Below are 24,700 nucleotides of genomic sequence, written 5' to 3'. Positions count from 1 at the left end.
GGATCAGAGCGCCAGCTTTCGCGCCAGGCGATTGTGGCGCTCGATCACGCGGGGCAGATCGAGCGTCGTAATCTGCCCGTCGGCAACCACTTGATTGCCCTCGACAAAGAGGTGTTTGACCCGCATCGGGCCGGAGAGGAGCAGCGCGGCAACCGGATCCCATGCCCCGGCCGCCTCAAGCCCCGTCACATCCCAGACCGCGATATCGGCGCGCTTGCCGGGCTCAAGGCTGCCAAGCTCGGGGCGGCCCAGCACCTGCGCGCCGCCAAGCGTCGCGATTTCCAGTGCTTCCCGCACCCCCATCGCCTCGGCGCCGTTTTGCACCCGCTGCAACAGCAGCGCCTGCCGCGCCTCGGCGATCAGGTTGCCCGCATCGTTGGAGGCCGAGCCATCAACGCCAAGCGCCACTTTCACCCCCGCATCGCGCATCGCCCGCACCGGCGCAATGCCGGAACCGAGCCGACAATTCGAACAGGGGCAATGGGCGACCCCGGTCAGCGTGCGGGCAAAGAGCGCGATCTCCTCGCCAGAAAGCTTGACGCAATGGGCATGCCAGACATCTGCGCCGGTCCAGCCCAGATCCTCGGCATATTGCCCGGGCCGACAGCCGAACTTTTCCAGCGAATAGGCGATATCCTCGGCGTTTTCGGCAAGATGCGTGTGCAGCATCACCCCCTTGTCACGGGCCAGATGCGCGGCATCGCGCATCAGCTCGCGGCTGACGGAAAAAGGCGAGCACGGCGCCACGCCGACCCGCACCATCGCGCCCGGCCGCGGATCGTGATGCGCGTCAATCACGCGGATGCAGTCGGTCAGGATCGCAGCTTCGCGTTCGACCAGGCTATCGGGCGGCAGCCCCCCCGCGCTCTCGCCAATCGACATCGCGCCGCGGGTGGGGTGGAAGCGCAGCCCGATCTCGTCAGCGGCGGCGATCGTGTCATCGAGCCGCGCGCCATTCGGGTAGAGATAAAGGTGGTCGGAGCTCAGCGTGCAGCCCGAAAGCGCAAGTTCGGCCAGCCCCGTGAGCGCCGAGACATGGATCTCCTCTGGCCCCATCCGCGCCCAGATCGGATAGAGCCGCTTCAACCAGCCAAACAAAAGCGCATCCTGCCCGCCCGGCACCGCGCGGGTGAGGGTCTGATAAAGGTGATGATGCGTGTTGATCAGCCCCGGCGTGACCACACAGCCTTTAGCCTCCACCACTTCGCCCGGGGTGGTCAGGCCCGGTCCCACGGCAGCAATCGCGCCGCCGCGAATGAGCAGATCGGCGCCCTCGAGTTCGCGCCGCGCCCCGTCCATCGTCACCACGACCTCGGCGCCCCGGATCAGCACTTCCCGCATCGTTCCGCTCCCTCGAACACTGGGCCGCCGGCCAAAGGCCGGGCGCCGGGGTGGTCCGGAGGGGCCCGAGGGCCCCTCCGGGCGGGGGGTGCGGGGGGCCGCGGCCCCCCGCCTGCCCCCTCAAGCGTTCAGCACCGCGAGCGCCGCGGCATGGATCTCGGCATTGGCGGCGGCCAGCACGCGGCCGCCCGCATGTGCAGGCCCGCCGGTCCAGTCGGTGACCACACCGCCCGCCGCCGCAATCACCGCGATCGGTGCGGCCACGTCATAGGGCTGCAGCCCCGCCTCGACCACAAGGTCGATCTGCCCCGCCGCGATCAGCGCATAGGCATAACAATCCATCCCGTAGCGCGTCAGCTTTACCTGGCCTGCGAGCCGCGCGAAAGCCGCGCCCTCTTCCGCCGTGCCCACCTCGGGAAAGGTCGAGAACAATACCGCCTCGGAAAGCGCGCGCGCCGGACGTGTGCTCAAGCCCATTTCCCCCAGCGGCCCGGTGACGCGCGCCACGCCAAAACCGCCCACGAACCGTTCACCGATATAGGGCTGGTCGATCACCCCCAAAAGCGGCGCGCCCGGCGTCGTTTCCCCTTCTTCCGAAAGTGCGATCAGCACTCCCCAGGTGGGCGTGCCCGACATGTAACCGCGCGTGCCGTCGATCGGGTCGAGCACCCAGGTCAGCCCCGAGCGGCCCCGCACCACGCCCTGTTCCTCGCCCCAGATCCCGTCCTCGGGCCGGCGCTCGGCCAGAAGCGCGCGCATCGCCGCCTCGGTGGCGCGATCGGCCACGGTCACCGGATCGAATCCGGCCGAAATCTTGTTCTCCGCACCGATCCCGCCTGCCGGGCGAAAATACGCGAGCGTGGTGGCCCGCGCCACCTCCGCAAGCGCCTCGGCAGTGGCAAGAAGCGCGGTCTTTTCGGCAGCGGCAAGCGAAACGGGCATCGGCGGTCTCCGGCAGGATCGGCAAAAAGGGGAGCGCCAGGCGCTCCCCTCTTTTAAATCGCCAGACCCCGAGCGGATCAAGCCACGTTCGAAAGCACTTTCGCCAATTCAAAAAGGCGACGGCGCTGCTCTTCCGGGATCGCATAGTAAGACCGGACGAGCGCCAGCGCTTCCTTGTCGGAAAAGAGATCCCCTTCCCGGTTCGGCAGCTCCGGCTCTTCCCCGGAAAGACCTTCAAAGAAAAACGACACCGGAACGTCCAGCGCGTCGGCAATATCCCAAAGACGGGAGGCCGAGACCCGGTTCATCCCGGTCTCGTATTTCTGGATCTGCTGAAACTTGATGCCGACCTTGTCGGCCAGTTGTTGCTGCGTGACTCCCACCATCCAACGACGGTGGCGGATTCGTTTGCCCACATGGACATCGACCGGATGTTTCATTCACTCTTCCCCGGAACATTTGTGCCCGAATACCCTAGCATGGGGCCAAACGGCGCTTCGGCAACAAACAGAACAACCTGACCAAAAAGATAGGCGTCTTGATACCAAAGTCTGAGAAACTGACAACTGTTTGTTTCGCGTTGCGCGACAACAGCCCTGAGGCGCAACCTGGAGGCCCCACACAAGCACAGGATGTTTTGCAAATTGCAGCGCAGATCGCAACTTCCCCAACGTCAACCGGCCAACACCCGCCAAGGTTGATTCGGCAATGCAGCGCATCCCACGCCGCACTGCGCCGATCTGCCCGGGCTCCGATCGCGCCGCAGCCACTGGCCGAAGCCGCGAGCGCCCGCTATCGTGCACCAATCCGGGCCGCCGCGCCCTTCCGCTTTCCCGAACGGAGCCCCGATGCGCGCTTTTGAACTCTCTGCCCCGAAAACCGCACCGCGGCTGGTCGAACGCGCCCTGCGCGCGCCTGCAGAAGGCGAGCTTGTCGTCGAAATCGCCGCTTGCGGTCTGAATTTCGCGGATCTGCTGATGGTCGAGGGCAGCTATCAGGACACTCCGCCCACGCCTTTCGTGCTCGGGCTCGAAGCGGCAGGGCGGGTCACTTCGGCCGGGCCGGGCACGACCATTGCCCCGGGCACACGGGTCGCGGTTTATGCCGGTCACGGCGGGCTCGCCGAGGCGGGCGTCTTTGCCGAGGCGCGCTGTACCCCGGTGCCCGAGAAAATGAAACTCGTCGAGGCGGCCGCTTTCCAGATCGCCTATGGCACCTCTTATATGGCTCTGCGCGCGCGGGCGCGCGTGAAGGCGGGCGAGACGCTCGTGGTTCTGGGCGCGGCAGGCGGCGTCGGGCTCACGGCGGTCGAGATCGGCGCGGCGCTTGGCGCGCGGGTGATCGCGGTGGCGCGCGGGGCTGAAAAACTCGCCGTGGCCCAGGCCGCCGGCGCGGCTGAACTCATTGATGCGGAAACGCCCGACCTCAAAGCCGCCCTCAAGGCGCTTGGCGGGGTTGATATCGTCTATGATGCGGTCGGCGGCCCGCTGGGCGAGGCCGCCTTCGGCGCGCTGAAGCCCGGCGGACGGTTCTTGCTGATCGGCTTTGCCGGCGGCACGCCCCCCGCGCTCAAGCTCAATCATGCGCTGGTGAAGAACCTCGAAATCCACGGGCTTTACTGGGGCGGTTATCTTGATCTCGACCCTAAAGCCTTCCGCGCCGCGATGCGTGAACTCTTCGCACTGGCCGCGAGCGGCAACCTCAAACCCCATATTTCCGCGACATTTCCGCTCGCCCGCGCCACCGAGGCGCTCGAGATGCTGCGCGCCCGCCGCGCCACCGGAAAGATCGTCGTCACAATGCGGTGACGGCACCCCGACCGGGCGACCCCCGGGGCAAAAACCGGTTTTCGGTTCTTGAAACGCCCCTTCGCCCTTCCCACATGACCCCGTGAAGCGGCGCCCCACAAGCGCCGCACGACATTCCAGGAGGCACTCAATGGCTGATTTCAACACGATGCGCGCCACTTCGGCGGCGGGCCGCGCGACCTATATCGACGAGGGTCTGCGCGCCCATATGAACAAGGTCTACGGGCTGATGTCCATCGCCATGCTGATCACCGGCGCGGTGGCTTTCGGCGTTGGCATGAACGACCAGCTCGTTGCCGCAATCTTCGGAACGCCGATTAAATGGGTGGTGATGTTCGCCCCCCTCGCCGTGGTCTTCGCCTTCTCGGCGATGCTGCACAAGATGTCCACCTCGACCGCACAGATGGTGTTTCTGGGCTATTCGGCGCTGATGGGGCTCTCGCTGAGCTTCATTTTCAAGGCCTATACCGGCATCTCGATCGCGCAGACTTTCCTCGTCACCGCGATCGCCTTCGCCTCGCTCTCGCTTTACGGCTACACCACGAAGCGCAACCTGACGGCGATGGGCTCGTTCCTGATGATGGGCGTGGTGGGGCTGATCATCGCCTCGATCGTGAATATCTTCGTCGCCTCTTCGGCGCTGCAATTCGCGATCTCGGTGCTTGGCGTGCTCATTTTCGCGGGGCTGACCGCCTATGACACGCAAAACATCAAGAACACCTATCTGCAACTCGCCAGCTCCGACTCCGATTTCCTCGGCAAGGCCGCGATCCTCGGCGCGCTGCAACTCTACATGGACTTCCTGAACCTGTTCATGTTCCTGCTCCAGTTCCTCGGCAACCGCGAGTGATCGCGCCCGCCCGGGGCTGACCCCTACACCCTCCGGAAAGCCCCGCGCCTCGGCGCGGGGCTTTTTTGCTGCCCGAAAGCCAGGACCGCGGCCCTTGCGACGATCTCCACACTTTGGCGACTCTTTTGTGCGCATGATCACCGGCAACTGAGCGAGCAGTTGAACAGGCGCGGCCCTCCCGGAGGCGCAACGCCCATGGAAAGGGCCGGATGATCGGCAAGCGTCGGAAAACCGCGGCTCCCGTGCCGCTGAAGACATGGCTGTGGCACGCCTATCTGCGCGCCGCGATGCTCCCGCTTCTTCTGATCGAACTCGGCTTTCTGGTGATCTATTGGGGCACGAGCCAACTCGTCTATGATCGCTCCGCCAGTGCGCTTTCGCAGATCTCGACCCAAACCCTGCACGAGGCGGCGATCCGCGAGGCCAATGTGATCGCGCATCGGCTCGACAGCGTCACCGCGCTGACCCGGGTGCTCGCCGCAGAGACCGGCCGGGCGCTCGCCACCCCCGCCAGGCCCTCGATGGCTGAACGCAGCCGATACGAGACCACGCCCGAAGGCGCGCTCGTCAGCCGCAGCGACGACGGCGGCGCGGCAGTTTTCTATTCCGCGATCACGAAAATCGGCCCGGCCGAGCGCGAGAAGCTCTGGCGCACCGCGACGCTCGACCCGCTCCTGCGCGCCGTGACCGAGGCGGAGCCGCTGATCACCCAGACCTATCTCAACACCGACGACAGCCTGAACCGGATCCATCCCTGGTTCGACGTGCGCGCGATCTATCCGCCGCGGATGGATATTCCGAGCTACAATTTCTATTACGAGGCCGATGCCGCGCATGACCCGTCCCGCGGTCCGGTCTGGACCGATGCCTATGTCGATCCGGCGGGCGGCGGCTGGATGGTGTCGTCGATCGCGCCCGTCTACGGGGCGCGCGACCGGCTCGCGGCCGTGGTCGGCGCCGATGTGACGGTGGCGACAATCATCGCCCGAGTGCTTGACATCACATTGCCCGGGGCGGGCTATGCGGTGCTTGTGGGACGTGATGGCACGGTGCTGGCCTTGCCGCCCGCGGCCGAGGCCGATCTGGGCATGACCGAACTCGTCGGGCATGATTACGAAAGCGCGATCCTCGCAGACACGTTCAAACCCGAGGAATTCAACATTTTCGCGCGGGCAGATCTTTCCGATCTCGCGCAACGCATGCAGGAAACCCCGGAGGGCGTGGGTCGGCTCACGCGCAACCGGCCGATGCTCGCGGCCTGGGCGACCGTCGCCGGGCCGAACTGGCAATTGCTCGTGCTGACGAGCGAAGCGGCGGTGTTGTCGGATTCTGCCGCGCTGAGCCACCGGCTTGCCTTCGTCGGCAAGGGGATGCTTGCGATCCTCGTGCTCTTTTATGCGGGGTTCTTCGCCCTCCTGTGGCGGCGCTCTTCACGGATGAGCGCGCGCGTGGCCCGCCCGCTCGACGATCTCGAGGGGCGGATGGCCGTGATTGCCGAAGGCGGCACGCTGAGCGCCCCGGCCCGCACCGAAATCCTCGAATTGCAACGCGTGAGCGAGCATCTCGTCACGATGGCAGACCGGCTCGATGCCGCCAACCGCGCCAAGGCGCAATTCCTGTCGGCGATGAGCCATGAGCTGCGCACCCCGCTCACCGCGATCATCGGCTATGCAGACCTGCTCGAGGGCTCGGCGGGCAAGGAACTCGACGGGGCGCGCATCGAGCAGGTGCGGGCCATTTCGCGCGCGGGCTGGACGCTGGTGCGGCTCGTCGACATGGTACTCGACCTGAGCCGGCTTGAGCGGCAGGACATGCGGATGGCACGCGAGCGCGTGGCGATCGTGCCGCTGATCGAGGACGCCTTCGAGAGCCTGCGCCCGGAGGCGGAACGGCTGGCGCTGGAGCTCTCGATCGAGCCCCGGGATGCCCCGCTCCCAACCGTTCTGTGCGATGGCGAGGCGCTGCGCCGAATCCTCGATCAGCTTTTGTCGAATGCGATCAAATACAATGTCGAAGGCGGCAGCGTCCGGATCAGCTTCCGTCAGGAGGATCCGGACGAGCTGGCGGTGCGGGTCACCGACAGCGGCCCCGGCATCGCGCCCGAGCATCACGCGACGATCTTCGAGGCGTTCGAGCGGCTCGGCCATGAGAACGGCACGATCGGCGGTGCCGGGATCGGGCTTTCGCTCGCCCGCCGCTTTGCCGAAATGGCGGGCTGCGGGCTCAGCTTCGAAAGCGCCCCGGGGAAAGGCGCGACCTTCGTGCTGCGGGTGCCGGTGGCGCGCCCGGAACGCCCCCTTCAGTAAAGCAGATCGCGCGCGGCGGCCGCAAAAAGCCGCACGCCCGGCGCGATAAGCGCATCGGGGAAATCGTAATCCGGGGCATGCAGGTTCGGGCAGGCCGTGCCCGCGCCGAGCCGCAGCATGGCTGCGGGACAGAGCGTCGAAAAACGGCCAAAATCCTCCGAGGCGCGCATCGGCGCGTCGAAGGCCAAACGCGACAGGCCCGCCGCGGCAATCGCGCGGTCAAAAAGCGCCACCGCCGCGGGCGCGTTTTCGCAATGGGCAAAGACGTCATGAAAGCTCAGCGTCAGGGTGAGCCCTGCCGCTGCGGCTGCGCGCGCCACCATCGCCTCCGTGGCCGCCACAAGCGCGGCCATCCCGGCATCGGTGCGGGTGCGCAGCGTCACCCAGAGCTCGGCCTGACCGGGCGCGATGCCAAAAGCCGCGGCGCCAAGCTCGGCATGGGTGACGGTGAGAAGCGCGAAATCCTGCTCGACGGGCCCATCCCCCTTGCTCAGGCCCGGCAGGTCCATGATCAACCGCGCGAGCGCCGGCCCGGGCGAGAGGCCGAGCGCGGGCTCGGCGGCATGGGCGGTGCGGCCCTCCAGCACGATCTTGAGGCCGCGCGAGGCGCAATGGGCGATGCCGGTTTCCACCACCGCCGCGCCGAGCGGCAAGCCCGGAAAGTTATGAAGCGCAAGCGCAAGATCGGGGCGCAACGGCGCAAAGGCCGGGTCCGCAATCACCCGAAGCGCGCCCGCGCCATCCTCCTCGGCAGGCTGAAAAAGCACCACCGCCCTGCCCCGCCGTGGCCGGTCCCGGCCCAAAAGCCGCGCAAGGCCCAGCACGATCGCCATATGCCCGTCATGGCCGCACAGATGCCCCTGCCCCGGATTTTCCGAGCGGTAAGCGGGGGTTCCGGTCTCGGCAATCGGCAGCCCGTCGAGCTCGCAGCGGATCATCAGCGTGGGCCCCGGTGCGGTGCCCTGATAGACAGCCGCAACACCGGTGCCGCCCAGCCCGGTCACAAGGCGCTCCGGCGCGGTCGCGGCAAGATCTTGCGCGACCTGCCGCGCGGTCTCGTGCTCGGCGCCAGACAGCTCGGGGCGGCGATGGCGCGCCTGCCGCCAGCGGGTCAGATCCGCGATCAGATCCGCATCCGGTTGCAACACATGATCCGCGCCCATCAGGCCCTCCGTCGCTTGGCTGCCCCCGCTCTAGCACCGCGTAAGGGCAACGGACAGCCCTCACGCCCCTTCGGCGCGGAACGCACCCGACTTGCCGCCGTCTTTCGCCAGAAGCCGGATCCCCTCGATCCGCATCGCCTTTTCGGCGGCTTTCAGCATGTCATAGACCGTCAGCGCAGCGACCGAGACGGCGGTGAGCGCCTCCATTTCCACCCCGGTCTGCCCGGTGGTGGCGACGGTGGCGCGGATCAGAACGGCGCTCGCCACCGGGTCCGCCTCCAGCTCAAGCGCAACGCGGGTGAGCGCGAGCGGATGGCAGAGCGGAATAAGATCCGAGGTGCGTTTGGCGGCCATGATCCCCGCCACGCGGGCGATGCCGAGCACATCGCCCTTCCCCGCCGTGCCCGCCATCACAAGCGCAAGGGTCTCGGGGCGCATGATCACGCGGCCCTCGGCCAGCGCGGTGCGCTTCGTGTCCTGTTTTTCCGACACATCAACCATATGCGCCTGACCGGCGGCGTCAAAATGGGTCAGCATGATCCCCCCTTCCCCCCGCAAACAGGGCAATTGGCGCGGGGGCGCGTGACCATCAGCCGCTCCGCGTTCCACAGCGTGTCGACCATCCAGAGCTTGCCCTTGAGGCGCGCCCCCGCCCCGGTGGGAAACTTGATCGCCTCCAGCGCCATGCGCGCGCCGACTACCCCGGGAAGCGCCCCCACGACGCCCTTGGATTGCACCGGCGGCGGCGCCTCGGGTTCGGGGAAGACGCAGGCATAACAGGGCCCGCCGCTTGCCGGGTGATAAAGGCCGATCTGGCCCTCCCATTGCGCGATCGCCCCGGAAAGCAGCGGCACGCCCGCCGCCACGCAGGCGCGGTTGATCAGGTGGCGCGCGGGCAACGTATCGGTGCAGTCGATCACCAGATCATGCCCTTCGAGAAGCGCCCCGATGTTTTCAGCGCTCACCCGGAGCGCATGGGGCTCAAGCCGGATCTCGGGATTGAGGTCGGCGAGCCGATCACGGGCCGAATGGGTTTTGAGATCGCCCACACGCGGGGTGGAATGCAGCACCTGCCGTTGCAGGTTCGAAAGCGAGACCACATCGTCATCGGCAAAGCCGAGCCGCCCCACCCCGGCGGCGGCAAGGTAAAGGAGCACCGGCGCGCCAAGCCCGCCGGTGCCGATCACCAGCACCGAGGCGCGCCCGAGCCGCGTCTGCCCCTCCGGACCGATCTCGGGCAGGATCAGATGGCGGCCATAGCGGCCCTCGGGGTCGAAATTCGGCAAGCCGTCCATTTCAGCCCCCATCTCAGCCTCCCGTCATCGGCGGGAAAAAGGCCACTTCGCGCACGCCCGCAAGCGGCGCATCAAAGCCTGCAAGCTCCTGATCGAGCGCGACGCGCAGCACGGATGGGTCGGAAAAGGCTGTGGCATAGCGCGGCTCCCGCGCGACGAGTTCCGCCACCAGTTCGGCCACCGTCGCGGCCTGCGTCTCCAGCTCTTCGCGGGGCACGCCCACGCGCTCGCGCAACCAGGCGAAATAGAGAATATCCATGGCTCAGCCTCCGGTATGGTTCATGCCGCGCGCCACCGCGCCCGAAACCGCGCAGGCGCCATAGTCAAACGCATGGCCTGCGGGTTTGAGCGCAATTGCATCGCGGATCGCGCGGTGCAGCGCCAGCCCCTCCACGCCTGCCCGCAAAACCGGGCGCAGGTCGGTTGCGCCCTCGCGACCAAGGCAGGTGAACAACTCACCCTTGCAGGTGATCCGCACGCGGTTGCAATTGGAGCAAAAGTTGTGGCTCAGGGGCGAGATGAAGCCGATCTTTTGCCCGGTTTCTGCCAGCGTCACATAGCGCGCCGGGCCGCCCGAGCTTTCTGCGGTGTCGATCAGCCGGTAGCGCGTTTCGAGCCGTTCGCGCAGCGCATCAAGCGGCCAGAACTGGCCGAGCCGCTCCGCCTCCGCAATATCGCCCATCGGCATCAACTCGATGAAGGTCAGGTCACAATCGTTCCGCGCGGCAAAGCCGGTCAGATCAAACAGCTCGTCATCATTGAGCCCGGCAAGGGCAATGGTGTTGAGCTTCACCCTGAGCCCCGCCGCCCGCGCCGCCGCGATGCCCGAAAGCACGTTTTCGATTTTGCCGCGCCGGGTGAGGCGCGCGTATTTGCCCGCATCGAGCGTGTCGAGCGACACATTCACCCGCTTCACACCGCAAGCCGCAAGCTCTTCGGCATGACGGGCGAGCAGCGTGCCGTTTGTGGTGAGCGTCAGCTCTTTCAGCCGCCCGGCCTCCAGATGCCGCCCCATCGCGGCAAAAAAGGTCATGATGCCGCGCCGCACCAAGGGCTCGCCGCCGGTGACGCGCAGCTTGGTGACGCCCATCTCGACAAAGGCGCTCACCAGCCGGTCAAGCTCTTCGAGGCTCAACACCTCGCGGCGCGGCAGGAACTGCATGTGTTCGTTCATGCAATAGGCGCAGCGCAGATCACAGCGATCCGTGACGGAGACGCGCAGATAGCGCACGGCACGGTCGAACCCGTCGCAAAGGGGCGCGCGCGGATCAAGCGGCATGGGAAACCTCCGTCAGTTCAGAAAACCAGCGCGCAAGCGCGGCGGGATCGGGGGCGAGGCAGAGGCCAAAGCCCTCGGTGTAGGTGGCCCAGTCCGCCACATGGCGGCCGCGCACGGCGGTGAGCACCGGCACCTCGCGCGCCATCGCCTCGGCGATCACATCGCGAAAGCCGCGCCCCTCGCCCTCGGCCTTGCCGAAGCGGTTCAGGATCAGCAGGTCTGGCGCGCGGGCAAGCTCGGAAAGGAGGAACTGCGCGGCGCCGGCCAGCGCGCCAAGATCGAGCCGGCAGCCATGCGCACCGGGGCCAAGCGGTTGCGAGACAGGAAAGATCTCTGGCCCGGCGAGCGAGAGCAAGTCCATATCGGCGCAGTGGCAGCGGCCGGAGCCCGCCTCGCGGCGCTGGATCAGGCCGCGCACCTGCCGCCCTTCGGCGGCAAGGCGGCGCGCAAAGGTGCTCAAAAGGGCATCGGGCGGGGTTTCGTCAAAAAGCACGGCGGCGAGCGGCAGGGTCATCTCAAAACACCCTCTGCCCAAGCGGCATGAAGCGCAGCGCCGCGCCAAAGCTCACTTTTGTCGTCTCGGCGGGGACGAAACCAAGCCCGTCGGCTTCTGCAAGCGGAAAGAGCGTGGCCGAACTCCCCTCCCCCATCCGCTGCACGATCGGCACGCCGTCGATCTCGCCATGGCTGAGCCGGATCGGGAAGACTTCGGCGCGGCCCGGCTTGCGGACCCAGTCGAAGCCCGCACGTGCGGGCTGCGCGAACAGGGGCGCGAGGGGCTGGCCCGTGAGTGTGGCAAGCTGGGCCGCGACGAAGAGGTGAAAGCCGGTGAAGGCAGAAAACGGATTGCCCGGCAGGCCGGTGACAACCGAGGCGCCGAGCGTGCCAAACATCACCGGCTTGCCGGGTTTGAGCGCAACGCGCCAGCCCGCAATCTGCCCGCCCGCCGCCTCAAGCGCGGGGCGCAGATGGTCGCGCCCGCCCATCGAGACGGCACCGGAGGTGAGGATGATATCGGCCCGGCCCGCGAGCGCCGTGAGCCGCGCGGTGATCGCGGGGAGGTCATCGGGGAGGATGCCGAGGTCATCGACTTCGGCGCCTGCGGCCAGCGCCAGCGCCATCAGCATCGGGCGGTTGCTGTCCGGGATCGCCGCGGGGCCTTTGCCGCCGAGCTCGTCCCCGCTGGAAAAAAGCGCGATCCGCGGCACGCGCAGCACACGGACGCGGGCGATGCCATTGGCGGCCAGAAGGCCGATGTGCTGGGGCGCGATGCGCGTGCCTTGCCGCAGGAGCACACCGCCCAGCGGCTGCTCGGAGCCCACTTTGCGGATGTGCTGGCCCGGTTTCGGGCGGGCAGAAAGGCGGATCGTCTCGCCCTCTTCGGTGCAATCCTCGACCGGCACCACGCAATCTGCACCCGCAGGCACGAGCGCGCCGGTAAAAATGCGCAAGGCCGCGCCCGTGGGCAAATCGCCCGCAGGCGCGCCCGCGGCGATGGTCCCCGCAACGGGGAGCGAGAGGGTGTTTGAAAGGTCGGCCAGACGCAGCGCAAAGCCGTCCATGGCGGAGCGTTCGCGCATTGGCAGGGCCCGCCCGGAGGTCACGGTTTCGGCGGCGATCCGGCCAAGGCTGCGCGCAAGCGCAAGTGTCTCGGTGACGGTGAGCGGTTTGATCAGGTCACAGGCCAGACGGCGGGCGGCGGGGATGTCGAGCATCGGGGCGGAAGTGTCATGCACGGTCATCGCGCGAAGTCCTCGGGTCTTGGGGGCACCGCGCCCCGGAGGGCGCGGTGCGGTGTTGCGGAGGGGCCAAAGCCCCTCCGGGGGAGGCTCATTCCGCCGCCGCAGGCGCCGTGAAGGCGGTCACGGTCACCTCGGGGCCGGTGTATTTTTCCACCTCGGCAATCACGGTCTGGCCGCAGTTGCCTTGACCGAGTTTGGAGGTGGGAATGTCAGCGGTAAGCACGTTCGCATCACCGTATTTGTCGAGCGTGCCCTTCTCGGCGGGGTCGAGCGGGTCATACCAGCCGCCCTCATAGATCTGGATCACCCCTTTCATCACCGCATCGGTGACCTTCACCCCGGTGAGGATCTGGCCGCGGTCGTTATAGACGCGCACCACATCGCCATCGGCAATGCCGCGTGCGGCGGCATCTTCGGGGTTCATCAGGCAGGGCTCATGGCCCACGATCGCATAGCCCTCGCGCAGCACCGTGCCGTTGAGCTGCGAGTGCAGCCGGTTGAACGGGTGCGAGGCGGCGACATGGAGCGGGAATTTCGCCCCCGGCCCATCGAGCCGTTCGAGCGGTTCCATCCAGGTCGGATGCGCCGGGCAATCGTCATAGCCCATCTTCTCGATGTTCTTCGAGTAGATCTCGATCAGCCCGGTCGGCGTGCCGAGCGGGTTGAGGAGCGGATCTTCCCGGAACTCGGCGTAGCGCACGTAGCTCGCCCCCGTGGTAACCGGAAACTCGACGATGCCATCGGCCCAGAAGGTCTCGAAATCGGGCATCTCGACGCCCTTCGCCTTGCCTTGTTTCGCCGCGGCCTCGTAGAAGGACTGGATCCAGCCCATCTCGTCCTTGCCCTCGTTGAAGGCGGCCTTCTTGCCGAGCTTGTCGCTGAGCGCTTCGAAGATATCGTAGTCGTTCTTCGCCTCGTAGAGCGGCGCGACCACCTGTTTCATCGCGAGGATACCGAGGTTCGAATAATCCCCGATCGTCTCGATGTCGTTGCGCTCATAGCTCGTCGTGGCCGGCAAGATGATGTCGGCGTGGCGGGCGGTGGCAGTCCACTGGAAGTCGTGCACGATGAAGGTGTCGAGTTTTTCCCAGGCCTTCAGCATCCGGTTGCGGTCTTGATGGTGAGTGAAGGGGTTGCCGCCCACCCAATAGGCCAGCTTGATATCCGGGTAGGTCGAGCGGGTGCCGTTGAAGTCGAACTCGACACCGGGGTTTTCCAGCATCTCGACCACACGTGCGACCGGGATCGAAGCCGCGCCCGAAGCCGCCAGCCATTCCGGCCCGCCTGCCGCCGCGCCGCCATCGGTGATGCCCGAAAGCGCGGGGCCATCAGTCGAGGGGGTGCCGCCGTTCGAATAGTGGTAGGAAAGCCCGAAGCCGCCGCCCGGAAGACCGATCTGGCCGATCATCGAGGCGAGCGTGACAAGCATCCAATGCGCCTGTTCGCCGTGATGCATGCGCTGCATCGACCAGCCCGCGGCGAGCATCGACCGCGACCCCGTGAGCCGGCGCGCCAGATCCTTGATCGTTTCGGCCGGAACGCCGCAGATTTCCGCGGCCCATTCGGCCGATTTCGGCGTGCCGTCGGCGTCGCCCGTCAGATAGGGCAGGAACTTGTCGAAGCCCGAGGTGTTGTTGTCGAGGAACTCGGTGTCATGCAGGTTTTCGCTCACCAGCGTATGCGCCATCCCCAGCATCAGCGCCACATCGGTTTGCGGCTTGGGCTGGATATGTTCGGCATCGAAGTAATCAACCGTCGCGGTGCGCACCGGGTCGATGACAATCACCTTGGTGCCCTTGGCCTTCAGTGCCGCAAGCCCGGTGTAGCCACCATGTTCGGGGATCACCCAGCCGATCTGGTTGGTCTTGATCGGGTCGGCAGCCCAGAACACCATCAGCTCGGTGTTTTCCGCCACCACCGGCCAGGCGGTTTGCTGTTCGTAAACTTCGAGCGTGCCCATCACATGGGGCATGATCACCTGCGCGGCGGCGGTCGAATAATCGCCCGTGCCGTTCACGAAACCGCCCGCAAGGTTGAGCATGCGGCGCAGGAGCGTGGTGCAATTGTGCAGCCGCCCCGGGCTCTTCCAGCCATAGGAGCCCCCAAACACCGCTTGCGGCCCGTAGGTGGTTTCGACACGCTGGATTTCCTTGGCGATGAGATCGAGCGCCTGATCCCAGCTCACGCGCACAAAATCACCGTTGCCGCGGGTGGAGCGATCCGCCTCGATGCCTTTTTCAAGGTATTCGCGGCGCACCATCGGGTATTTGATCCGGCTCGGCGAATAGATCGAGTCGAGCACGCCTTCGAGCATCGGTGTCGGATGCGGGTCTTTTTCCCAGGGCGTGAAGGCGGTCGCGCGCCCCTCCTCGACCTTGGCGGTAAAAATACCCCAGTGGCTGCCCGACATCACCGCGCCATTGGCCTCAGCCGCGTGCGCACCCTTGGCGAGGAGCGAGGGGCCAAAGAGGCCCAAGGCCCCGGCGGCGACCGAGTAGCTCAAAAAGGCGCGGCGCGAGAGCTCTGCGCGCAGGTCGTTTCCGGAAATCTTCGTCATCAGACTGTCCTTTCTTCCGGTTTGCGGTGGAGGGAGCGGGCGAGTGCGGCAGACAAGAGATCCGCCGCCCCAGCCCAAAAGCCGGTGGGATCAACCGCCTTGACGGCGGTCAAAAAGTCGGGCGTCCAGCCTGCCAGCCGGGCGGCCATGTCCTCGGCGCGCGGATCGGCCGACGCCTCAAGATGCGCGAGCAGCATCAGCTCGACGGCGAGGTGATCGGCGGGCTCGCAGCAGTCCTCGGCGAGGGTAAGATCGCTCGCCCGCAACAGCGCCGCGATCTCGCTCACCGGCGCCTGATAGAGCCGCCGCGTGCCGACCCAGGCGGATTCACAGGGCGAGAGCGTGCGCTTGCCGCCAAGGCCGAGGAACATCCGGTTGAAGGCGATGGTGAGCGCGGAGGCGAGACCCGCCGCATCCCCCACCTCAAGAACCGCATCGATCCGACTGATTGCATTCGCGAAATCAGGTTCAGCAGCAAGGGCGGTGCGCCATTCCACCCCGGCGCGGCCCTGCAGCGCTCCAAGCTGCGCGGGCGTGGGCGGGGCAAGGAACAGATCGGCGAGCCAGTGCCAAAGGAGCGCGCGGTCGATCACCGCCGCGGGGATGGGAGAGAGCGCAGTCATTCGTGCTCCTCCCCGCCCATGTCCTTGGCATGCATCTGCACGTATTTCTGCACCAGCCGGAATTGCTCTTCATCAAGCGGCGCCTTCGGCTTCATCGCATTGAGGGTGCCGATCCATTGGTTGGCGAGGAAGTGCCCGGTTTGCGGCAGCACATGGCAGGTGCCACAGGCGGCGTTGAACATCGAGCCGGCGTAAGACCAGACCTTGTCCAGACTGTCGGTCAGATCGGCATTCTTGACCCAGACGGAGATCGTCGCGTCGGTCCAGGTCTGCTCGGTGTCCGGGTCGACCATGCTCGTGCCCGGCACCACGGCCCCCAGCGCCGCCGGTGTCAGCGCGAGGTTGAAGATGCGCTGGCCCTGCGCGGCATAAAGCATGCGCTCGGCGCCCTCTTGCTGCCAGCCCTCAACCGAGACCCGCAGCCAGTCGCCCTTCGCCGCCTCCACCTTCATCGGCGTGGCCGCAAGCACCTTGCCGGAGGCTTTTCCGCCGTCGCCCGAGGGCTGCTCCAGATAAACCTCAAGCGTTTTCAGCGGATAGACCATATCGCCCGGTTTCGGGCGCAGCGCGCCCGCCGCCGCCTCGAGATCCTCGAACAGTTTCTTGTAGCCCGAGGACATGTCGGGCAGATGGTGCGCAATGCCCTTGTGGCAGTCGATACAGGTGCCGCCCTCCTGCATTGCCTTTTGCATCTGGGTCGCGGCATCGGGCTTGGTTTGATGCGCGAAATCCATCGCCTCGAAGCTGTGGCAAGAGCGGCAGCCGATCGAGTCATTGGCCTTCATGTCGGCCCAGACCGTCTCGGCCATCTCCAGCCGGTGCGCCTCGAATTTCTCGGGCGTGTCGATCGATCCGGTGATCTCGCCCCAGAGATCTTTCGCCGCCAGAACCTTGGCGCGATAGAGCCGCCAGCCCGATTTCGGCACATGGCAATCGGCGCATTCGGCGCGCACGCCCATCGGGTTCGAATAATGGACGGTGGTCTTGTATTCCTCGAAATTGCCCTGCATCGAATGGCACGAGAGGCAGAATTCCGTCGTTGTCGTGGCCTCCACCGCATAGTGGAAGCCGTTCCAGCCGACCGCGCCCACAAGCGCGCCGCCGAGCACGAGCGTTCCCAGCCCCCAGCGGGTGCTGGGGCGGCGCATCACGGCCCATAATTTCCTGATCACTTGTCCCTCCGGTCATGCCGTTCGGGAGGTCTTTCGCCGCGGCACATCCGGGCGATTCGCTTGGGGTCCGCGGGGAGATGCGGTCCGACCTCGTTCGCGAACGGGTTTAGGCCCACGATATGAACCGCGTTGCAGCCGGTTGTTAATGCGAAGAAAAATTATGTGAACAGGATGTTAAATACCGGAAGAAATTACCGAAATACCGTTTTTTCGTTGCCAGTGTAGCGCCGGGGCGCGATGAGGGGCAAAAGGATGCCTGCCATGAAGACCGCCTATCACATTCTCATCGTCGAAGATGATCCGGTCGGGCGGCAGACGCTGGCGGCCTATCTGGCCAAAGAGAACCACCGCGTCAGCGAGGCCGAGGATGGCGAGGCGATGCGGCAGATCTTCGCGGGTGGCGATGTCGACGTGATCTTGCTCGATATCAACCTGCCGGGCGAGGACGGGCTTTCGCTCCTGCGCGAATTGCGCCGCCAGTCCGAGGTGGGCGTGATCATGGTCACCTCGCGGCGCGAGGAGGTGGACCGGATCGTGGCGCTGGAGCTTGGCGCAGACGATTACGTGACCAAGCCCTACAACATGCGCGAGATCCTGCCGCGCACCAAGAACCTCGCGCGGCGGGTGGCCGCGGCGCGCAGCGTGAAGGCCGACGAGTCGAAAAAACAGTTCGAGGGCTGGACGCTCGACATTGCGCATTGGACGCTGACCGACCCGAAAGGCGCGCCGGTGAAAATGACGCGCGCGGAGTTCGAGCTGCTCGCCACCTTCGTCACCCATCCCGGCCAGGTGCTGACGCGCGATCTGTTGATGACCCATGTGAGCCGGCGCGGGCATGAAACTTTCGATCGTACCATCGACGTGCTGGTGCGGCGCGTGCGGCGCAAGATCGAGCCCGACCCGGCAAAGCCGCGGTTGATCGTGACGGTGCACGGGCTCGGCTACGTCTTCTCTGCCTGACTCAGGCTTCCGCCTCGATCTGTTTCCAGAGCGCGGCCACAAGCCCCGCGGCGGCTCGGCACGAGAGCGCGAGATCGGCGATCGGGGCATAGGCCTTGGCGCCCTGCACGGCCCGGCGCTCGACCCGCTCGGCTTCCTCGGCGAGCGCATTGAGCCCGACATGACGCGCCGAGCTTTTCAGCCGATGCGCGATCATCCCCGCCTGTTGCCATTCGCCGGTCTGCGCCGCGAGTTCAAGCTCATGCGCGGTGCCCTGCACCGAATGCACGAAGGTGGAAACGATCCGCTCGGTCGGCCCGGCGCCGAGCGCGCTGCGGTGATCGCGCAGCACGCCCAGATCGACGAGCCCGCCCGGATCGGGGCGCGCCTGCGGTGCGGGTGGCCCGCCCAGCGGGCGCGGCGCGGCCACGCCGGTCACGCGCTGCAACACCGCCTCGAGCCGGGCAAACTGGAAGGGCTTGGCAAGGAAGCCGCCGATCCCCGCCGCGTCAAGCGCCGCCGGGTCGACCGCGGGCCCATGCGCCGACATCGCGATGATCGGCAGCTTCGCCACCGCCGGATCGGCATGGGCGCGAATGGCCCGCGCCAGCTCGAAGCCCGAAAGATCGGGCAGGTTGAGGTCAGTCAGCACCAAATCGAATTCCTGACCAGTCAGCGCCTGCAGCGCCGCCTCGCCCGAGGGCATGATCTGCACCCGATGCCCCGCCTGCCGCAAGAGCCCGCCCGCGACGAGCCGATTGACCGGATCGTCTTCGACGATCAGCAACTGCAGCGCACGGCGCGGCAGTTCTGTCGCTTCCACCGCACCGCAGGCCTGCCCGGTATCGGCGGCCCGCCCCAGCGTGACATCGAGCGTGAAGCAGCTTCCCACGCCCGGCGTGCTCTCGACGCCCAGTTCCGCCCCCATCAGCGCGGCCAATCGGCGCGAGATCGCAAGGCCGAGCCCGGTGCCGCCGTGCTTGCGCTCGATCGAGCCATCCGATTGCGTGAAGGGCTTGAAGATCTCCTCCAACCGCTCCGGCACGATTCCCGGCCCGGTGTCGCGCACGGAGAACCGCAGCCGCAGCCCGGCCTCGGTTTCCGCCAGTTGCTCGATCCCCACCATCACCACCCCGGCCTCGGTGAACTTGACCGCATTGCCGAGAAGGTTGATCAGGATCTGGCGCAGCTTGCCCGGATCGCCGACGAGGCAGGGCATGCGTGCGTAGGGCGCCCGCATCAGCCGCACCGCGGGCTTACGCTCCACGAGCGGCTCGATCACCTGCCGCATGTCGTCGAGAAGCTGCTCAAGCGAGAACGGCACCGCCTCAAGCGCCAGCCCCCCCGCCTCGATGCGCGAGTAATCGAGGATTTCCGAGACGATCGAGCTCATCACCCGCGCCGAGCGCGCGATCGCTTCCAGATAATCGGCCTGCACCGGGTCAAGCGCACCCTGCCGCATCAGCTCGACCACCCCGCCGATGGAATGGATCGGAGTGCGGATCTCATGGCTCATCGTGGCGAGAAAATCGGTCTTCGCCTGCGCCAGCGCTTCCGCCTCCTGCCGGGCCCGGTGCTGCTCGGTCACATCGGTCAGGCTCACCACCGTGCCCAGGAACTTGCGGCTCACATCCAGCATTTCCTGGGTGGAAATGGCAAAGCGGCGGCGCCCGCCACAGGTGGCAATCTCGCGCTCTGGCACTTCTCCTTCCAGATCAGCCAGCGCAAAGCCGAAAAGCTCGACAAAGGGCGGCGGCGCGACGGCGCCGTAATAGGTCGCGCCCGGGATCACATCTTCGGAAAAGAGCCGTGCAGCGGCGAAATTCATGTTTTCGACCCGCCCTTCGGCATCGATCAGCACCACCGGATTGTGAATGCTCTCGAAGATCGTCAGATATTTGTTCTTCTCGTTCATCAGCCGCTGGTTTTCGGCAAAGAGTCGGCCGCGATCGACATCGACCACCTCCTTGCCCCAGCCGGTCGAGAGTGCGATCTCGGCGCGGTCAAAGAAGCCGCGCAGCACTTCGCCCCAGAGATCACGCAGCCCTGCCGGAACCTTCTGCTCGCCCGCCCATTTCAGATAGGTGTCGCGGTACGTCTTGAAATTGCCCAGAAACATGCCGAGCGTAACGCCGCGCAACCCATGCCGGCGCGCCACATCGAGCCCGTAAAGCGCCGCCGGATCCGCGCCGATCTCGTCTTCATGATCATAAAACCGCGCCCCCTGTGCCGCCACCGTCGCCGCGATTGCCCCATTCAATTCAACGATCGAGGCGCGCCAGGCCTCGGGCAAAGTCGAGACATGCGGGTTGAACGGACGCTGGCGGGCGAAATCGAGCCGCATTTCGGTGAGCCGGTTCACCTGCCCCTCCAGCCGGGTGCAGAGATCGGCAAGCCCTGCCGCCGCCGCAGGGTCGGACATCGCCGCGGCGCGACGGGAGAACTGGATCTGGCTTTCGGAGATCATGCGGGGCATCCCAAGTCTGTGACGGAGCGCCTGCCCCCGCCTGCGAGGCACAACCGCCCGGCCTGCGCACCCCGCCGGTCTTCCTGCGCCGGACTCCGGTTTTCGCGCGCGGCCGCGGCGGCGTCCTTGATCGACATCAACCCCGCACCACTCCGCGCCGAGGCAATCTTGCCTGCGGCAGCCGGTCACAGGAATAAAACATCGCCCCCTCAGCGCAGTCAATATCCTGGTAACGGACTCGGCCTAGGCTTTGCAAAACACCCTTTGAGAGGCATCATGACAGCAGTGGCAGGATCGGCGCCCGGCGCCGAGCGCGAGGCGGATTTCAGTTTGCAGGATCTGTTTTTCTCGCGCACGGACGGGCGCGGAGTGATCCAGTCCGGCAATGATGTCTTTTGCCGCGTATCGGGATTCGACTGGAGCGAACTTCTCGGCGCCCCGCACCGGATCGTGCGCCATCCAGATACCCCGCGCGGCGTTTTCTGGCTGATGTGGCAAGCGCTTGGCCGGGGCGAGCCGATCGGCGCCTATGTCAAGAACCGCACCCGTTCAGGCGCATTCTACTGGGTCTTCGCGGTCGTGCTGCCGATCGAAGGCGGCTTCCTCTCGATCCGCCTCAAACCGAGCACCCCGATATTGGCGCAGGTGCGCGAGGTGTACGGCAAGGTCTGCGCGCAGGAGACTGCGGGCACGCTCGATCCGAAGGGGGGAGCCGCGGCGCTGGAAGCGGCGCTCGCGAGCCTCGGCTTTGCAAATTACACGCGCTTCATGGCCCATGCGCTCGGGCAGGAGCTCTCGGCACGCGACACCCGGCTCGGGCGTATCGCCGATGCCGACACGGCGCGGCTGCTTGAGATCTCGACCGCGCTCGACCGGGTTGCCATCGAGCAGCGCCGCCTGCTGGGCAGCTTCGAGGCTCTGCAATCGGTGCCCAACAACATGCGCCTCGTCGCCTCGCGGCTCGAACCTTCAGGGGGGCCGGTCTCGGCGATCTCGGAAAACTACCGCGCCTCTGCCAATGGCATTTCCGAGAAGTTGCGCCGCTTCGTGACCGGGCGCGACAACCTTTGCGATCTGGTGGCGCGCGAGGCCTCGCGCGCGCTTTTTCTGATGGGCGCGAGCCGGGTCGTGGCGGAGATGCGCGAACAGTTCAAGGGCATCCCGCCGGTGCCGGGGCTCGATTATGCCGCAGAGAGTGTACGGCTGTGCGAGCTCGCCGAAAGCGGCGAGAAAGCGTTGCGTGCGGCGATGGCTCAGGCGCTCGACCATGCCACCGTGCTCAGCCGCTCAAGCCACGAGATCCGTCGCCAGATGCTCGGGCTGGAGACGATCCGCGTTCTGGGGCGGGTCGAAAGCGGGCGGCTGCGCGATGCCGGCGGGCTGGGCGCAACGATCGACCAGCTCGACATGTTCCATAGCGAGATCCGCACGCGACTTGAGGCCATCCTGAAGCTCTCCGAGGAGATCGGCACCGCGATGGCGAGCAATCTCGCCCGCCCCGCCGCCTGATCAACGTGCAGGGGCGGCGCGGAGGGCCGCGTTGAGCGCCGCGTCGAGGCGCGCCACGGTGGCACGGAACGCGGGCAGATGGGGCGCCACCTCGGCCGAGAGCGTTGCCGCCCGCGCCGAGCCGAGCGCCGCGCGCAGGCTCGCCGCATAGGCCGGGATCGCCTGCCAATCCGTCACCGTGGTCTCGGTGATTTCGACATGGAACTGAAAGCCCCAAGCGTGGCGCCCGCAACGGATCGCCTGAGTGGCGCAGGCGGCATTTTCGGCAAGAACCACCGCGCCCGACGGCAGATCGACGATTTCGGCGCCGTGCCATTGAAAGGTCTGCAACCGCTCGGGCAGCGCGTTCAAAAGCAGATCCTCCGCCCCCGCCAAGGTGCGGCGCACCTCGCAGAGCCCCACCTCGGGCGCAGCCATCGGCGCAACTCGCCCGCCCAGCGCCTCGGCCAGAAGCTGATGGCCAAGGCAGATGCCGAGATAGGGCCGACCAAGATCGCGCACCCAGGTCCCGATCGCCGCAAGCTCGGCGCGCATCCAGGGCAACTCATCCTTCAGCCACAGATCCTGCGGCCCTCCCATCGCCACCATCAGATCGAATCCCTCAAGCGGCGGGATCGCTGCGCCCTCATCAAGCTCGACCGTGGTCAGACGATGCCCTGCCGCGCGCCACAGCTCACCAAGGCTGCCCGGATGCTCGACATCGAGATGTTGAAAAACAAGGATTTCCATTTTATCTCCGTGGCTTCTGGCTTTTTCCGGGGCATCGGGCGGGGCGTTGACCCCGTGTGGGGCATACGTTATCCGCCCGAACTACATAACGAAAGCACCCGCCTGTCCAGAGCCCGGTCGACATGCTGCCGCCCTCGACGCAAGAACCTTGCCAGCCCGGTGCACGCTGGTTTGCAAAGCGCTCCTGGGTGACGCTTTTGCGCATCGATCTGCCCGGTTTCTGCGCATCCGTGCCGCCATCGTCCCGCCTTGCCCCCCTGCTCTTTACACGGCCGACGTCTGCCCTAGGGTTCGATATATAGACTCACTACATAGCGGAGGCGTGATGTTTGGCGACGACGAGGCGCCGGCTCTGGAACTGGGCCGGTCGGGCCCGCAGGATGAATTCGGCCAGTGCTTCACCGGCGAATGCCGGGTGACGCTTCTGCCCACGCTGTACCGGCTCAATGCGGTGATTTCGAACGCGAGCGACCTCGCCGCGCCGCTCGGCATGATCCTCGAAACGATGCGCAGCGAGATGCATATGGAGCGCGGCGTGGTGACGCTGATGGACCGCCGCCGCGGCGAGGTGTTCATTCACGACAGCTTCGGCCTCTCCGCCGAGGAGGAGAGCCGCGGCATCTACGGACTTGGCGAAGGCATCACCGGCAAGGTGGCCGAGCGCGGCGAGGTGATCGTTGCGCCGCGGCTGCACGAAAACCCCGATTTTCTCGACCGCACCGGCGCGCATGCGAAGGACGGGCGCAATCGCGCCGCCTTCGTCTGCGTGCCGATCATGCTCGGCCAGAAGGTGCTCGGCACGATCGGCGGCGAGCGGTTCTACATCTCCAGGCGGCTGCTCAAACAGGACGCTGAATTCCTGGCCGCGCTCGCATTGATGATCGCGCCCGCGGTCGAGCTTTACCTGATCGCCAATGTCGAGAAGCTGGAGCTCGAACGCGAGAACCGAGAACTGCGCGACGCGCTCAAGGAGCGGTTCCGGCCGGAAAACATCATCGGCACCTCGAAAGCGATGATGGCCGAAGTTTACGAGCTGATCGGCAAGGTGGCGAAGACCCGCGCCACGGTGCTCATTCTGGGCGAAAGCGGGGTCGGCAAGGAACTCGTCGCTTCGGCGATCCATTATTCCTCCGACCGCGCGGCGAAACCCTTCATCCGCTTCAACTGCGCCGCCATCCCCGAGGCGCTCGCGGAGAGCCAGCTCTTCGGCCATGAAAAAGGCGCCTTCACCGGGGCCACGGCGCTGCGCAAGGGGCTCTTCGAACAGGCCGACGGCGGCACGATCTTTCTGGACGAGTTGGGCGAGATGAGCCTTGCGGTGCAGGCGAAACTCCTGCGCGTTCTGCAGGAGCGCGTGCTGGAGCGCGTGGGCGGCGCGAAGCCCTTCAAGGTCGATGTGCGGGTGATTGCGGCAACAAACGGCAATCTGGCGCGGATGGTGGCGGAGGGGCGGTTTCGCGAGGATCTCTATTACCGCCTCGCGGTGGTGCCGATCACCGTGCCGCCCCTGCGCGAGCGCGGCTCGGACATCATCCTGCTCGCCGATCATTTCGTCGCCAAGGCCTGCGCGGCGATGGGAAAAAGCGTCAAGCGCATCTCCACCCCCGCGCTCGACATGCTGATGGCCTATCACTGGCCCGGCAATGTGCGCGAACTTGAAAACGTCATCGAGCGGGCGGTGATCCTCTCCGATGACGCGGTGATCCACGCCTGGAACCTGCCGCCCTCGCTGCAGACCGCGCGCGAGAGCGGTACAGCGCCGGGCGTCGGGCTCGAGGAGCGGGTGCGGGTGGTCGAATACGAGATGATCGTCGAGGCGCTGAAAACCAGCGGCGGCAATATCGGCGCGGCCGCAGAGATCTTGCGGGTGAGCCGCCGCGTGCTCGGGCTGCGGATGAACCGCCTTGCGATCGAGCCCGCGCGGTTTCGCACCAGCGCATCCTGACCGCACGCGCCCCGAGCGCGCGAGACGGAGAGA

General features: G+C 66.4%; 21 protein-coding genes. 6 read left to right on the top strand and 15 right to left on the bottom strand.

Annotated elements, in window-relative coordinates; all coding sequences use genetic code 11:
- Positions 1-3: 3 nt before the first annotated feature.
- From CRO22_RS11055 to CRO22_RS11045, 3 genes are all read right to left on the bottom strand, one after another.
- Positions 4-1,341: an 8-oxoguanine deaminase gene (locus tag CRO22_RS11055; RefSeq protein WP_097070212.1), complete on the bottom strand. Its 1,338-nt coding sequence runs from the start codon at positions 1,339-1,341 to the stop codon at positions 4-6.
- Positions 1,342-1,461: 120 nt separating this feature from the next.
- Positions 1,462-2,283: an inositol monophosphatase family protein gene (locus CRO22_RS11050; protein WP_097070211.1), complete on the bottom strand. Its 822-nt coding sequence runs from the start codon at positions 2,281-2,283 to the stop codon at positions 1,462-1,464.
- 77 nt (positions 2,284-2,360) lie between these two features.
- The gene (locus tag CRO22_RS11045) at positions 2,361-2,723 is read right to left on the bottom strand and encodes a helix-turn-helix domain-containing protein (RefSeq protein WP_097070210.1); all 363 of its coding nucleotides are present in this window, start codon (positions 2,721-2,723) and stop codon (positions 2,361-2,363) included.
- Between the two features lie 408 nt (positions 2,724-3,131).
- Between CRO22_RS11045 and CRO22_RS11040 the strand changes: the two genes are divergently transcribed.
- The 3 genes from CRO22_RS11040 to CRO22_RS11030 all read left to right on the top strand — a co-directional run bounded on the left by CRO22_RS11040 (position 3,132) and on the right by CRO22_RS11030 (position 7,247).
- Positions 3,132-4,091: an NADPH:quinone oxidoreductase family protein gene (locus CRO22_RS11040; protein WP_097070209.1), complete on the top strand. Its 960-nt coding sequence runs from the start codon at positions 3,132-3,134 to the stop codon at positions 4,089-4,091.
- A gap of 130 nt (positions 4,092-4,221) precedes the next feature.
- Positions 4,222-4,941 carry a Bax inhibitor-1/YccA family protein gene (locus tag CRO22_RS11035; protein WP_097070208.1) on the top strand — a complete coding sequence of 240 codons (720 nt, stop codon included), beginning with the start codon at positions 4,222-4,224 and terminating at the stop codon, positions 4,939-4,941.
- Positions 4,942-5,150: 209 nt separating this feature from the next.
- Positions 5,151-7,247, top strand: a complete 2,097-nt coding sequence (locus tag CRO22_RS11030; protein WP_097070207.1) for a sensor histidine kinase — start codon at positions 5,151-5,153, stop codon at positions 7,245-7,247.
- Here the strand turns inward: CRO22_RS11030 and CRO22_RS11025 are convergent.
- From CRO22_RS11025 to torC, 10 genes are all read right to left on the bottom strand, one after another.
- Positions 7,241-8,410 (bottom strand): amidohydrolase, encoded by a 1,170-nt coding sequence (locus CRO22_RS11025; RefSeq protein ID WP_097070206.1) that lies wholly within the window; start codon positions 8,408-8,410, stop codon positions 7,241-7,243. The two genes, CRO22_RS11030 and CRO22_RS11025, sit on opposite strands and share 7 nt — an antisense overlap.
- Positions 8,411-8,470: 60 nt before the next feature.
- Positions 8,471-8,947 carry a cyclic pyranopterin monophosphate synthase MoaC gene (gene moaC / locus CRO22_RS11020; protein ID WP_097070205.1) on the bottom strand — a complete coding sequence of 159 codons (477 nt, stop codon included), beginning with the start codon at positions 8,945-8,947 and terminating at the stop codon, positions 8,471-8,473.
- On the bottom strand, positions 8,941-9,717 hold the full coding sequence (locus tag CRO22_RS11015) for a HesA/MoeB/ThiF family protein (protein WP_245860951.1): 777 nt from the start codon (positions 9,715-9,717) through the stop codon (positions 8,941-8,943). Before CRO22_RS11015 ends, moaC begins: the two co-directional genes overlap by 7 nt.
- A gap of 1 nt (position 9,718) precedes the next feature.
- Positions 9,719-9,964, bottom strand: coding sequence for a molybdopterin converting factor subunit 1 (moaD, locus tag CRO22_RS11010; protein WP_097070204.1), 246 nt, complete (start codon positions 9,962-9,964; stop codon positions 9,719-9,721).
- A 3-nt stretch (positions 9,965-9,967) separates the two neighbouring features.
- Positions 9,968-10,984, bottom strand: a complete 1,017-nt coding sequence (gene moaA / locus CRO22_RS11005) for a GTP 3',8-cyclase MoaA (RefSeq protein WP_097070203.1) — start codon at positions 10,982-10,984, stop codon at positions 9,968-9,970.
- Entirely contained in the window at positions 10,974-11,498 is a 525-nt protein-coding gene (locus CRO22_RS11000; RefSeq protein ID WP_097070202.1) for a DUF2478 domain-containing protein, read from the bottom strand. The genes moaA and CRO22_RS11000 overlap by 11 nt, the downstream gene beginning before the upstream one ends.
- A gap of 1 nt (position 11,499) precedes the next feature.
- Complete coding sequence (locus CRO22_RS10995; RefSeq protein ID WP_097070201.1) at positions 11,500-12,726, bottom strand: molybdopterin molybdotransferase MoeA; 1,227 nt, start codon at positions 12,724-12,726, stop codon at positions 11,500-11,502.
- An 88-nt stretch (positions 12,727-12,814) separates the two neighbouring features.
- Entirely contained in the window at positions 12,815-15,283 is a 2,469-nt protein-coding gene (gene torA, locus CRO22_RS10990; protein WP_097070200.1) for a trimethylamine-N-oxide reductase TorA, read from the bottom strand.
- Positions 15,283-15,906: a TorD/DmsD family molecular chaperone gene (locus tag CRO22_RS10985; protein WP_097070199.1), complete on the bottom strand. Its 624-nt coding sequence runs from the start codon at positions 15,904-15,906 to the stop codon at positions 15,283-15,285. The genes torA and CRO22_RS10985 overlap by 1 nt, the downstream gene beginning before the upstream one ends.
- Positions 15,903-17,078: a pentaheme c-type cytochrome TorC gene (gene torC / locus CRO22_RS10980; protein ID WP_097070198.1), complete on the bottom strand. Its 1,176-nt coding sequence runs from the start codon at positions 17,076-17,078 to the stop codon at positions 15,903-15,905. The genes CRO22_RS10985 and torC overlap by 4 nt, the downstream gene beginning before the upstream one ends.
- Before the next feature lie 261 nt (positions 17,079-17,339).
- Between torC and dorR the strand changes: the two genes are divergently transcribed.
- A complete protein-coding gene (gene dorR, locus CRO22_RS10975; protein ID WP_097070197.1) occupies positions 17,340-18,038 on the top strand; it encodes a two-component system response regulator DorR in 699 nt (232 codons plus the stop codon).
- 1 nt (position 18,039) lies between these two features.
- Here the strand turns inward: dorR and CRO22_RS10970 are convergent, their stop codons facing one another.
- Positions 18,040-20,484 (bottom strand): hybrid sensor histidine kinase/response regulator, encoded by a 2,445-nt coding sequence (locus CRO22_RS10970; RefSeq protein WP_097070301.1) that lies wholly within the window; start codon positions 20,482-20,484, stop codon positions 18,040-18,042.
- A gap of 276 nt (positions 20,485-20,760) precedes the next feature.
- Between CRO22_RS10970 and CRO22_RS10965 the strand changes: the two genes are divergently transcribed.
- Positions 20,761-21,993, top strand: coding sequence for a PAS domain-containing protein (locus CRO22_RS10965; RefSeq protein WP_097070196.1), 1,233 nt, complete (start codon positions 20,761-20,763; stop codon positions 21,991-21,993).
- On the opposite strand, the gene CRO22_RS10960 is transcribed toward CRO22_RS10965, so the two are convergent.
- Positions 21,994-22,722: a type 1 glutamine amidotransferase gene (locus CRO22_RS10960; RefSeq protein WP_097070195.1), complete on the bottom strand. Its 729-nt coding sequence runs from the start codon at positions 22,720-22,722 to the stop codon at positions 21,994-21,996.
- 325 nt (positions 22,723-23,047) lie between these two features.
- Here CRO22_RS10960 and CRO22_RS10955 point away from each other — a divergent pair, with 325 nt between their 5' ends.
- Positions 23,048-24,667 (top strand): sigma-54 interaction domain-containing protein, encoded by a 1,620-nt coding sequence (locus CRO22_RS10955; protein ID WP_097070194.1) that lies wholly within the window; start codon positions 23,048-23,050, stop codon positions 24,665-24,667.
- Positions 24,668-24,700: the final 33 nt, after the last annotated feature.

It is taken from the genome of Rhodobacter maris, from assembly GCF_900217815.1.
GTDB lineage: Bacteria > Pseudomonadota > Alphaproteobacteria > Rhodobacterales > Rhodobacteraceae > Rhodobacter > Rhodobacter maris.
Note: the sequence above shows the minus strand (reverse complement) of the source record. Positions and strands in the feature narration are given on the sequence as shown.